Annotated in this window: 11 protein-coding genes; 4 read left to right on the top strand and 7 right to left on the bottom strand. The window is 66.9% G+C overall.

All coding sequences use genetic code 11. The features are described from left to right. The 4 genes from ACE3UY_RS07010 to ACE3UY_RS06995 all read right to left on the bottom strand — a co-directional run. Nucleotides 1–994, bottom strand: a 994-nt coding sequence (locus ACE3UY_RS07010; protein ID WP_374686830.1) for an NlpC/P60 family protein, incomplete at its 3' end; no start/stop codon positions are given. Nucleotides 995–1,129: 135 nt separating this feature from the next. Further along, entirely contained in the window at nt 1,130–2,155 is a 1,026-nt protein-coding gene (locus ACE3UY_RS07005; protein ID WP_374686829.1) for a dipeptide epimerase, read from the bottom strand. A gap of 108 nt (nt 2,156–2,263) precedes the next feature. Continuing rightward, nucleotides 2,264–2,887 carry a Uma2 family endonuclease gene (locus ACE3UY_RS07000; RefSeq protein WP_374686828.1) on the bottom strand — a complete coding sequence of 208 codons (624 nt, stop codon included), beginning with the start codon at nt 2,885–2,887 and terminating at the stop codon, nt 2,264–2,266. 169 nt (nt 2,888–3,056) lie between these two features. Beyond that, nucleotides 3,057–4,214 (bottom strand): M20 family metallopeptidase, encoded by a 1,158-nt coding sequence (locus ACE3UY_RS06995; protein WP_374686827.1) that lies wholly within the window; start codon nt 4,212–4,214, stop codon nt 3,057–3,059. Nucleotides 4,215–4,432: 218 nt separating this feature from the next. Here ACE3UY_RS06995 and ACE3UY_RS06990 point away from each other — a divergent pair, with 218 nt between their 5' ends. Continuing rightward, nucleotides 4,433–5,416: an aldo/keto reductase gene (locus ACE3UY_RS06990; RefSeq protein WP_374686826.1), complete on the top strand. Its 984-nt coding sequence runs from the start codon at nt 4,433–4,435 to the stop codon at nt 5,414–5,416. Nucleotides 5,417–5,473: 57 nt separating this feature from the next. Here the strand turns inward: ACE3UY_RS06990 and ACE3UY_RS06985 are convergent, their stop codons facing one another. The 3 genes from ACE3UY_RS06985 to ACE3UY_RS06975 are packed head-to-tail and all read right to left on the bottom strand — an operon-like array spanning nt 5,474 to nt 8,234. Beyond that, entirely contained in the window at nt 5,474–7,060 is a 1,587-nt protein-coding gene (locus ACE3UY_RS06985) for a YhfC family glutamic-type intramembrane protease (RefSeq protein ID WP_374686825.1), read from the bottom strand. Continuing rightward, the gene (locus ACE3UY_RS06980) at nt 7,057–8,016 is read right to left on the bottom strand and encodes an ABC transporter ATP-binding protein (RefSeq protein WP_374686824.1); all 960 of its coding nucleotides are present in this window, start codon (nt 8,014–8,016) and stop codon (nt 7,057–7,059) included. Before ACE3UY_RS06980 ends, ACE3UY_RS06985 begins: the two co-directional genes overlap by 4 nt. A 2-nt stretch (nt 8,017–8,018) precedes the next feature. Further along, nucleotides 8,019–8,234, bottom strand: a complete 216-nt coding sequence (locus ACE3UY_RS06975; RefSeq protein ID WP_374686823.1) for a PLD nuclease N-terminal domain-containing protein — start codon at nt 8,232–8,234, stop codon at nt 8,019–8,021. 219 nt (nt 8,235–8,453) lie between these two features. Here ACE3UY_RS06975 and ACE3UY_RS06970 point away from each other — a divergent pair, with 219 nt between their 5' ends. From ACE3UY_RS06970 to ACE3UY_RS06960, 3 genes are all read left to right on the top strand, one after another. After that, nucleotides 8,454–9,221, top strand: a complete 768-nt coding sequence (locus ACE3UY_RS06970) for a hypothetical protein (protein WP_374686822.1) — start codon at nt 8,454–8,456, stop codon at nt 9,219–9,221. 64 nt (nt 9,222–9,285) lie between these two features. Further along, nucleotides 9,286–10,893 (top strand): gamma-glutamyltransferase, encoded by a 1,608-nt coding sequence (locus tag ACE3UY_RS06965; RefSeq protein WP_374686821.1) that lies wholly within the window; start codon nt 9,286–9,288, stop codon nt 10,891–10,893. Between the two features lie 2 nt (nt 10,894–10,895). Beyond that, the coding region (locus ACE3UY_RS06960) for a DUF2142 domain-containing protein (protein WP_374686820.1) at nt 10,896–11,962 on the top strand (1,067 nt) is incomplete at its 3' end.

Below are 11,962 nucleotides of genomic sequence, written 5' to 3'. Positions count from 1 at the left end.
GCAGCGACGCCACCGCCTGCACGTCATCCACGTAGACCCCATTGCGTGAACGCCCGCTGTGGATCATCGCCCAGCCGTCGGGGTGCATCTCCGTACCCAGGCTGATGCCGACGTGGCTGATGGCCCGGTGACCGCCCGGGCCGCCGAAATAGAACAGATCGCCCGGCGCGAAGGGCGGCTCGACGGGTTGGCCGGCCAGATATTGCCGGTCGGCGTCGCGCGGGATGACCACGCCCGCCAGCCGGTGCATCAGCTGGGCGAAGCCGGAGCAGTCGATCCCATGTACCGATGTGCCACCCCACAGGTAGGGCACGCCGATGTACTGCATGGCGTCGTGGTGGGCCAGGTGGCGGCGGCGAACGTCGAGCGGGCGCTTGTCCTCCAGCGGGCGCAGGTCCATCGGGTCGGCGTAGCCGCGCCCGTTGACGCCCTGCACCGGAGCCCAGCCGTTCTCCAGCGCGCCCACGGCCAGCCGCGTCCCGGCGAAGAGGCGCGTCACCACCGGCGCGAGATAGTTGGGCGTGGCGTAGACCAGCGTGAAGGGCGCGCCGACCTGGTGGGTGGGGGTGGGAACGTCGGCCGGTTCGGCCAGATAGCCCCGATACATCCAGCCCAGATAGCCATCCTCCAGGCGAACGAAGGCCCAGCGCTCCGCCTCCTCCAGCACCTCGACGGCCGTGCCGCCGAGCACCTGGCTCTGCTGTTCGCCGAGCCAGGACGGATCGCGCTGCAAGCCGGTCAGGTTGGTGGCCGCGGTCATCAGGCGCGAGTGCGACCCGCGCAGCACGCGCACGCCGTCGTGCTCCCAGCGCGCGGCCGGCCCTTGGCGGCGCAGGGCGTCGAGCACGGCGGTCAGTGTCGCGTCGTCCAGCACCGTGCCGTGTAGTTGGTAGTGGTCGCCGGATGGGGTGGCCTCCAGGCGGCAGAGCTGGAAGCGGTGGTCGGCAAAGGGTTGTTGCGCCTCGGCCAGCGCGGACAAGAATTGTTCATCCATGAGGAGTTTGTCCATGTGTTTTAGAAGCGCTCACGCCAAGAGCGCCAAGAAGTCCAGGGCCGCTAAGAAGAAACAAGCTTTGCGTTCTTCTCTTCCTTTGCGCTCTTGGCGTGAGCGCTTCTTTACTGCGTCATACTAAACAGGCATTCGTCGGATCGCACCGATGCCGGGCTGGTCGGGCAAGAGGACGCGGCCGGCGGCGTCGTAGGTCAGCCCGTCGAACGGGTCGTTGGCGACGAGCCACGGCGCGTCCAGGTCGAGCCAGTCGGCCAGCCCCATCAGGTGGGCCATGGCCGTCACGCCGATGGCGGTCTCGACCATGCAGCCGAGCATGACGCCCAGCCCTAACTCGCGCGCCCGGCGCAGGATCGCCAGGCCGGGAGCCAGCCCGCCGACCTTCATCAGCTTCAGGTTGATGCCACCAACGCCCGCCTCGGCCAGCCGCCCCACGTCGGCCATCGTCTGCACCGACTCATCGGCCACCACGGGCACAGGGCAGGCGGCCTGCACGCGCCCCATGCCCGCGTAATCCCCCTTGGCGACCGGCTGCTCGACCAGGGCCACGCCGTGGGACAGCAGCGTCTCGATGTGGCGGATGGCGTCGTCGGGCAACCAACCGGCGTTGGCGTCTACGTAGAGGGTCGCGTCCGGCCGGGCGGCGCGCACGGCGGCCACGCGCTCCATGTCGCGCCCGTCGCTCCCGCCCAGCTTGAGCTTGATGACGGCGCGGCCGGCCAGCTCAGCCGCCTGGCGGGCCATCTCCGCCGGCTCATCGATGGCCAGCGTAAAGGAAGTTAGCAGCGGGCGCGGCGTGGGCAGGCCGAGCAGGGCGTGCAGCGGCCGGCCGCTCAGCCGCCCCAAGCGGTCGTGCAGGGCCAGATCGAGCGCGGCCCGGGCCGGGGCCGGACCGGCGTCGCCCACCCAGGCGTGGATGCCGGCCGGATCGTCGGGGAAGGGGTCGGCGCGGCCGGCGGCGGCGGCCCAGACGGCGGCCATCGCTTCGTCGCTGATGCCATAGTAAGGCGGGATGGTGCCCTCGCCCCAGCCCTCGTCGCCGGCCAACCGCAACCAGTGGGCGCGGCGCGTCTCGCTGGTCCCGTGGCTGATGCGGAAGGGGGTGCGCAGGTGCAGGGTGATCGGTTCCCAGGAAAGTCGGGTCATGGAGAGGTATTATCCGCAGATTGGGCAGATTGGGCAGATTTAGCGCGTGCCACGTAGCTCAGTCATTCCTGACTGAGCGGAGCGTAGACGCGGCCAGGAATGGCCGCGCTACGACTGCGCACGGGCGAGTATGGCTTGCAGGGCGCGGACGTTTTCGGCCTCGTCGAAGATAGCGCGGACGGGCACGTCGAAGCCGGGCAGGGCGCGGCTCTGCACGAGGCCGTTGTTGACCTTGACGATCAGTTCATACGCCTCGCCCGACAGGGCGTACTGCTCGACCACCTCGGCTGCCGGGTCAATGATCCAGTACTCGGTCACGCCGTGGGCGGCGTAGTCTTCGAATTTGACGCGGCGGTCGTTGGCGGCGGTGCTCTCTGACAGAATTTCCACGACGAAATCGGGCGCGGGGAAGTGCATCTGGCGCGGCTCGAACTGGTCGGCGATCTCTTTTCGGAAGTAGCACAGAGCCGGCTCGTAGTCGTTGCGCGAGAGCGAGATCATGATCTTTTCGTAGCCGACGTAGCCCAGATGGTGCACTCTGACGTAGGTGGACAAAAGCAAGAGTAGTAGTTGGCCGGCCCGGTTGTGCTCCAATCGCACAGGTGAGTGATAAACGATTTCGCCGTTAATGAATTCCACCTTTTCCCCTTCGGTGATACTGGCATAGAAGCGGCGACGGGCAGCCCGCTCGTCGGCCAGCACGTCTTCGATGCGTTGGGCATAGAATGGCAACCGAGGTGACTCAAGCAGTCGTTCCAATAGTTGTTCAGAATCAGTCGTGACCATTTCTCGATAAATCTGCCTAATCTGCCCAATCTGTGGGTGATTTCTCTTCAGTATAGTGAACGCCTGTTGTCGCTGCAATAGGTGAGGAAAGACAACCTGTGAACGGCAGTTCGGGTTATTGTTCGCTTGTTGGCTCCTTGAGCAACAGCAGCGCCAGCAACGCGCACCGCTCGATCAGTTTGGAGATGAGCACGTGCTCGTGGCGGGCATGGGCGCCATCGCCGACCGGGCCGAGGCCGTCGAGCGTGGCCGTATAGGCGCTGGTCAGATTGCCGTCCGACCCGCCGCCGACGGCCACCTCCTCCAGCGCCAGCCCCATCTCCGCGCCCGTCTCGCGCGCCAACTCCCACAGCGCGACGTTGCGCGGCGTGCGCTCCAACGGCCCGCGCTCGAAGCCGCCGCTGATCTCCAGCTTCGTACCCGGCAGCGGCGCGGCCAGCCCGCGAATGGCCTCTTCCAGCCGGGCGGCGTCGGCCATCGTCGTGGCGCGCACATCCACCTTGGCCCGGCACTCCGGCGCGACCACGTTGCCGCGCAGGCCACCGCTGATGACGCCGACGTTGACGGAGATGCCGCGCGGATAATCGTTGAGCGCGGCCAGTGTCCGCACGAGTTCGGCCATGCCCAGGATAGCGCTGACCCCCTTCTCCGGCTCCAGCCCGGCGTGGGCCGCCCGGCCGTGGACGACGATCTCGAAGTCGCCCAGCCCCTTGCGCGCCGTCTTCAGCTTGCCCTCCGGCCCGGCGGCCGACTCCAGGATGAGCGCGCGCGCCGATCCGCGGGCCAGCTCCTCAATGGCCGGGCGGGATTCGATGCTGCCGATCTCCTCGTCGGTGTTGATCAGGAAGACAGGAGCGAGCGGCGGCTCCAACCCCAGATCGCGCAGGGCGCGCAGGGCGAAGAGGCCCTGCACCAGCCCGCCCTTCATGTCGAAGGAGCCGGGGCCGCGCAGGATGTCCCCCTCGACGGTCAGCGGCATCGTCTCTAGTGTGCCCACGGGCCAGACGGTGTCACAGTGGCCGACCAGCAGTTGGCGGGGGCGGGCGTCGGCCAGCGGGTGGCGGGCGATCAGGTAGCCGCCGGTGCGCGCGCCCGGTGTGTGGCGGACGTGGTAGCCGAGGTGGTCGAACTGCTCATAGAGGATGCCGATGGGGCCGGCCTGGGTCTCCGGCGCGTCGCTGGGCGACTCGGCCGCGACCAGATCGGCCAGGAGGGCGACCATTTCGTGGCGTTGTTGGGAGAGATGGTGGAGGATGCGTTGGCTGTTGGTCATAATACAAGTTCAAATGGACGTTAACCCGACTGATACGGATGTCTTGCACTTTACGACTGAAGACGTTGAAGGTCAACTCTGCGCAGCTTCTTTAGGTAGTCACAAAGCTTAACGAGTATTATCATGCCGTAATATTACCTTGTCGTGCTAGAATCGACCCGGCAACCACAGCCGGTTCTGGGCTGGACAAAGCCCGCTACTCTATATGGGAGAATACTATGGAATACGCTCGTCTAGGCTCAACCGGGATGCAAGTTTCGCGCATCTGTCTCGGGTGTATGGGGTTCGGGGACGCGACAGGTTGGGTTCACAAATGGGTGCTGAATGAGGAAAACAGCCGGCCGGTCATCAAGAAAGCCCTCGAATTGGGGATCAATTTCTTCGATACAGCCAATATCTATTCCATTGGGGTCAGTGAAGAGATCCTCGGTCGCGCCCTGAAGGACTTCGCGAAGCGGGATGAGGTCGTCATCGCCACTAAGGTGCATGGCAAAATGCGTGAAGGACCAAACGGCGGCGGGCTGTCGCGCAAAGCGATTTTGAGCGAGATCGACGCCAGTCTGAGGCGACTGGAGACGGATTACGTAGACCTCTACCAAATCCACCGCTGGGATTATGAGACCCCGATCGAGGAGACCATGGAAGCGTTGAACGATGTGGTGCGAGCAGGTAAGGCTCGCTACATCGGCGCTTCCGCTATGTTCGCATGGCAGTTCCAGAGGGCGCTATATGTTGCGGAAAAACATGGGTGGACACGCTTCGTTTCGATGCAGAATCATCTGAACCTCATCTACCGTGAAGAAGAACGGGAGATGTTGCCCCTCTGCCGCGAGGAGAAGATCGGGGCCATCCCGTATAGTCCACTGGCCTCGGGCCGATTGGCGCGTGACTGGTCACCCGATAGTACGCTTCGTGCGGAAACCGATCAGATCGCGAAATTCAAGTATGATGCGACCGTTGAGACCGATCGGCAGGTGGTGGAGCGGGTGGCAGAAATCGCGGGAAAACAGGGCGTCTCACGCGTTCATATTGCGCTTGCCTGGCTGTTACAGAAAGAGCCGGTGACGGCGCCCATCATCGGGGCTACGAAGATCGCACATCTGGAAGAAGCCGTCGGTGCTTTGGCCGTCAAACTGACTCAAGAAGAGGTCAGATACCTGGAAGATCCGTATGTACCGCATCGGATCGTCGGTCATCAGTAAATAGCGACCAACCCATGGGGGGCCAAATCGCCTGCGCAAAGTCCTGGCTAGAGCTGTCTAGATCTCCTGCCGCTCCACCACCCCCACCGCCGTCACCAGGCAGAACAGGATCACCACCACCGACCCGACCAGCGCCCCCCAGCCGTTGGCCTGCACCGGCTCGGGCACGCCCAGCTGCGCCGCCCAGGATACCAGGCCGCCCGGCAGCAGCGCCGCGCCCTGCGGGAAGGCCCCAGCCACGAGCAACACAATGGTGAACAGCAGCCCCAGGCCCGCGCCGATGAGCGTCGTCCGGCCGATGGCGCTGCCCAACAGCACGGCGGCGGCCACGGTCATCAGCCACAGCCACAGCAGGACGTTGCCCAGCAGGAAGGGGCCTAGCGCCAGCCCCGGCTCGAAGAGCAGGTTGGTGTAGTAGCCCGCCCCCAACCCGGCCAGCAATACGGCCGGTAGGTAGACCAGCGCCACAGCGTCGAACTTGCTCAGCACGAAGGCCCAGCGCGGCGTCGGCTTGCTGAGCGTCATCGCCGCCGTGCCGCGCTCTTTTTCCCCGGCAATGAGGCCCATGACCAGCAGGATGGTCAGGATGAAGCCGAACTGGGTGATGCTCTCGATGTACTGGGCCACGGCGTCGGCCGCCTTTGGCTCCGGGATCAGCCCGGCGAACTGCTCCGCGCCGGGTACGCTCATGATGATCTCGGTCACAAAGCGGGCCATCAGCGGCGCGGTCAGCCCAAAGAGCAGGAAGACGGCCAGCACGACGATCACCTTCTTCGTCCGCCACTGCTCCAATAACTCCTTGCGCAGCAACGTCAGATAGGCGCTCCACTCCGCGCGCCAGGGGGGCGGCGTCTGGCGCGCCCCGACCAGGCGCGGCTCGGTCGCATTCAACCGCCGGTAGCTCCAGCCGATGAACAGCAGCCCCGGCAGGGCCAGCAGCAGTACGATGCCCTCCAGCAGCCACGGGTTGCTGACGAACTGCCCGGCATAGACCGCCGTCGCGTCCACCAGCGCGTGATAGAGGATGGCGGCCACGGCATAGAGCGGCTGCCGCCGGCGAAAGGCCAGCCAGACCAGCAGGGACGCGACGACGTGGAAGGTCATGGCCGCCAGCCTCTCGACGAACGGCAATATCGCCACCAGCGGCGAGCCGTTCAGCCGGTCGAGTTGCTGTTGCAAGATGGAGAACTGTTCGGCGGTCAGATCGAGCGTCGTCAAGTCCACGCCGCGCAGGCTCAACAGCATGGCGATCGACAGCGCCGTCGTCGCGCCGAGGATCATCGCCTCGATGCCGCCGTGTCCCAGGCCCACCATGACGGCATCCGGCCAGCGGTCGACCAGGCCGCGCCGGTTCAGGAACCAGAAGACGACCAGGCGCATCAACCCCTCACACAACCCGGCCGACATACCCAGCACGACCGCCGTGCGCAACAGATTCGGCGCGTCGCGGCCGATGGGGCCGATGAGGCCCAGATCGGTCAGCCAGTTGTTGAGCGGCAGGTGGTAGACCTGCGACAGGAAGAAGGCGATGGCCCCGGCCGTCCACAGCAGCCAGGGGGCGCGGAAGCGGCGGCGCAGGGCGATGGCCAGCAGCAACGGCGTCACGATCATGAGCGTGACGGTGATGGCATAGGCGGTGCTCATGGCGCGCCCTCCTCGCTCAGGCTGAGGAAAATCTCCTCCAGGTTAGGCCGCGCCCACTCGTAGCGGAGCAGCGGCAGGTTGTGTTTGACGACCAGCGGCAGCAGGGCGTCCTGCGCGGCGGCCACGTCGGCGGCGACGATGCGGACGGTGTTCTCCTCCGTCGTGACACCGCCGGCCCAGGGTTGCCCCGCCAGTTCCGCGACGAAGGCGGGCAGGCGCTCGGTCGCTTCGGCCCGCGCCTCCAGGACGGCGATGTTGCTGGCATAGCGGTTCGCCAGTTCGGCGCGGCCGGCCACTTCGATCAGCCGCCCCTCGTGCAGGATGCCGACCGTGTCGCAGACACGCTCCACGTCGGCCAGGATGTGGGTGGAGAAGAAGACGGTCACGTGCCGGCCCAGCGCCTCCAGCAGGTCGAGCACGTCGCGCCGGCCGGCCGGGTCGAGACCGGCCATCGGCTCATCGAGGATGAGCACCTGCGGCCGGTGGATGAGCGCCTGGGCCAGGCCGAGACGCTGCTTCATACCGCCGGAGAAGCCGCCGATCTTGCGCCGGCTGGCGTTCTCCAGGCCCACCAGACGCAGGAGTTCGTCCACGCGCTGCCGGCGCTCCTCGGCGGGGATGTGGAAGAGGCGGCCAGCGTGATCGAGATAGTCCGCGGCGGTCATCCAGCCGTAAAAGGCCGGCTCCTGCGGCAGATAGCCGAATTGGGAGCGGGCGCGGCCGTCGCCGTTCGTCGTCTCCAGACCGCCGACCCAGGCCCGGCCGCGGTCGGGCCGCGCCAGGCCGGTGATGAGGCGCAGCGTCGTCGTCTTGCCCGCGCCGTTGCGCCCCAGGAAGCCGAAGATGGCGCCGGCCGGCACAACGAGATCGAGGTCGGCCACGGCCTGCACCTCGCCATAGCGGCGGCTCAGCCCTTCGGTGCGGATGGCCGGCTCGCCGTTGGAAGGGGCATTCATCGTCACACCTCCCGCCGGCCGATCAGAAAGTAGGCGATGGGGCCGATAATGTTGACCAGGACGACGATGAAGGCCCAGGCCCACTTGGGGCCGTTAACGCCCGCCTGCGGCCGGCGCACGAGATCGATGAGGGCGAAGGCCATCAGCGCCAGTTGCAGCAGGATGATGGGGATCAGAAAGGGCAAGTACTCGCGAAGAGCATCCAGAATAGTGTCCATAGGGTTATCCTGATTACCAATCATGAATGGTATCATGCTCGATAGGTTTGTTAAGTAAAGGGAATGGAACGCGGATAACGCTGATTTTCGCCGGTAACGGAAACGCTTCTTTATCGGCGAGAACCCGGGTTATTGGCGTCATCAGCGTTCCCATTCTTCTCCATCGTGGTAGAATCGCCCTCATTCAGATGCAGTGCCTTCGATACAGGAGCCAGACCCATGAAGCCCGCACGATACTCCCCTCTGAGCGTCCTTTTGCTCACCCTTGTGTTCTTCGCCATCGGCTGCCGCACGGCGTCGCCGGAAGCAAGTCCCACGGCCGGAAGCCAGACAGTTGTAGAAGCGCCGACGTTGCCCGCCGCGACCGTTGAGCCTACCTCAACAACCGCGCCGACGGCGACGCCCTCGCCAACGCTCGCGCCGACGGAGACGCCCACGCCGGAGCCGACGGCCACGCCCCGGCCGACTCGTACGCCGGAGCCGACAGCTACAGCCACCACCCCGCCGACGGCGACGCCCACGGCCGTGCCGCCCACGGCGACACCCATTCCCTTACCCACGGCGACAAATACGCCGTCGGTAGATGTTGCGGCTGTTCTTCGCCAGCAGATTAGCGACACGATCGCCGAACTGGGCAGCTTTCGCTGGATGATGTTCCAGAGTATAAGTTACGAGAACCTATACCGAAATCCGACGGGGATTGCGGATTGCCGAGCTATGGTCGCTTCCTATGACCGCGTCGCCACGCTGGTCCCAGTCGATGCCGTCAGCAGCGACCCGGTTTTACAGGGTGCCCAGGCGACGGCCCGACAGGGTGTCGAACTGTTCAAAACCTCTTTGGCCTCCTGGATCGACACCTGCCGCGCGGAGTTGGCGGCGGGTAACGACACCCAGGGAGTATATGGCCTGCAATACGACGTATGGCTTAAAGAGATGGCCGCCGCGGAAGCGCTATTGAATCAGGCTTATCACATGCTGGATCAGTAGCGCGGATGCCCATCTTGCTGCTCTGGGCTACACTTGCGCCCATATCGCCAGCGCCAGGAGTACTATGACCGCCGGAGTCATCGCCGCCGGAGACAAAGAGACGGCCGCCGCCGGAGCGGAAATGCTGCGGGCGGGCGGCAACGCCATGGACGCCGCCGTGGCCGCGGCGTTCGCGTCGTTCATCGCCGAGGCCGGCGTCGTCCACCTGGGCGGCAGCGGCATCGCCCAACTCTACGACGCGCGTACCGGGTTCTCCCGCGTCTATGACTTCTTCAGCGTCATGCCCGGCCTGGGCGGCGCGCCGGCCCATCTGGATTTTGCCGAAGTGACCATCGACTTCGGCTCGGCCACGCAGCGCTTCCATTTGGGGCGCGGCTCGGTGGCTGTGCCGGGCAACGTCGTCGGGCTGTGCCGGCTGGCCGCCGACTACGGGCGGCTGCCGCTGCCCGTCCTGCTGGAGCCGGCCCTGCGGCTGGCGCGCGATGGCGTGGCGCTGGCCCCGTTTCAGGCCGACACCTGCCAACTGCTGGCCCCGCTCTACACCCACACCGAGGGCATCCGGCGCGTCTTCGCCCCGGCCGGGCACGTCATCCGGCCCGGCGAGCGCCTGTTCATCCCCGATCTGGCCGAGACGCTGGCCGCGCTGGCCCAAGAGGGGGAGGCTTATGCCCGCGCCGGTCGGCTGGCCCGCGCCCTGCTGGATGATCAGGCGGCGCGCGGCGGGTTGCTGACCACGGCCGACCTGGAGGCGTACGAGGTGCTGCGTCCCGCGCCCATCCGGCTGGTCTATCGCGGCTACGAGGTGTTGCTGCCGCCGCTCTGTTCGGCCGGCGGGGTGCTGACGGCGTTCACGCTGCTGCTCCTGTCCGCCTTCGACGTGGCCGCCCGGCCGCACGGCTCGGCGGCCCACCTGCAACTGCTCTATGAGGCGCAGGCGGCCACAACCCGCGCCCGCGAGCATTGGGAAGAGTGGGTCGATACGCTGCCGGGCGACGAAGCGATGGCCCGCTTCCTGGATGAGCGCTTCGTCGCCGGCTACCGGGAGGAGATGCGCGCCGCACTGGCCGACCGCCGCCCCTCGGCCGTCGCCGCCGAGCCGCCCGGCCCCTCGAACACCAGCCACCTGAGCGTCATGGACGGCGACGGGCTGGCCGTGGGGCTGACGACGACGGCCGGTGAGTCGGCCGGCTACGTCGTGCCGGGGACGGGCTATATCCCCAACAACATGCTTGGCGAGGAAGACCTGCACCCGCGCGGCTTCCACACGCGGCCGGCGGGGCAACGCATCCCGACGATGATGACGCCGCTCATCGTCCTCGACCGCGGCCGGCCGTGTCTGGTCGTCGGCAGCGGCGGCAGCGTGCGCATCCGCAGCGCCATCCTCCAGACGCTCTCCAACCTGCTCGACTACCGGCTGCCGCTGGACGAGGCGGTCAACCGCTGCCGCGTCCATCTGGCCGACGGCGTCCTCCACTGCGAGGCCGGCTACGACGCGCGCGCGGTGGATGAGTTGGAGGGGATGGGCTATCGCGTCAACCGCTGGGGCGCGCGCAGCATCTACTTCGGCGGAGCCCATAGCGTGGCCTACAGTGGCGCGCGGGGCGAGGACGGCCGGCTCCACGCCGCGGGCGACAACCGGCGCGGCGGCGCGGTCGCCGAGGTCTCATCATAGCGATGCGTCGCGCCGAAACGCTCTCACTGGCCGCGCTGTTGCTGGCCTATCTGGTGCTGGGCACGCTCTTTGCCGTCCGCACGCCCGCCTGGCAGGCCCCCGACGAGCCGGCCCACTACAACTACGTCCGCCAGCTGGCCGAGGGCGGCCTGCCGGTCATTGAGCCGGGCGACTGGGATCAGAGCTACATCGGCGAGGTGGTCGGTTCGCGCTTCGACCCCGCCTATGCCGTGGACAGCCTGACCTACGAGGATTGGCAGCCGCCGCTCTACTACCTACTGCAACTGCCCATCTACGCGCTCAGCGGCGGCTCGCTGACGGCCATGCGGCTGCTGTCGGTGGCGCTGGGGGCAGGGGTGGTGGCCCTGGCCTACGTCATCGGCCGGACGGTGCTGGGGCGAGGTTGGCCGGCGCTGACCGTGGCCGCGTTCGTCGCTTTCCTGCCGCAACACCTGGCTATCCTGGGTTCGGTCAACAACGACAGCCTGGCCGAACTGCTCATCGCCGCCATTCTGGCGCTGCTCGTCCAGCCCTGGCCGGAGCGGCCGGCGACCGGCCGGCTGCTGGCGCTGGGGCTGTTGCTCGGCGCGGGCTTTTTGACCAAGGGGCAGGTGTACCTCATGGCCCCGGTAGTGGGAGTGTTCTTGCTGGCGCGCTACTGGCCTTTCAGACCTCAGAGGTCTTGGAGACCTCTGAGGTCTGCGGTGCTGTGGGTTTTCGTCCCCGCGCTGCTCCTCGGCGCGCTGTGGTGGGGTCGCAACGTCGTTGTCTATGGCGGGCTGGACGTGCTGGCCCGCGCCGCGCACGACGAGGTCGTCGTCGGCCAGCCGCGCACGGCAGAGTGGGTGGCGCAATACGGCCTGGGCGGCACGCTGGTCCGCTTCGCCCGGACGACGTTCAACAGCTTCTGGGGCCAATTCGGCTGGATGGCCGCGCCGCTGCCGCAGTGGATGTATGGGCCGCTGCTTCTGCTGACCATCGCCGCCGTTGCCGGATTGATACTATTCCTGGCTCGTGGGGGGGGGGGGGGGGGGGGGGGGGGGGGGGGGGGGGGGGGGGGGGGGGGTGG

The organism is Promineifilum sp. (SeqCode), from assembly GCF_041918635.1.
GTDB lineage: Bacteria > Chloroflexota > Anaerolineae > Promineifilales > Promineifilaceae > Promineifilum.
This window is presented reverse-complemented; position numbering and strand designations above follow the sequence as displayed.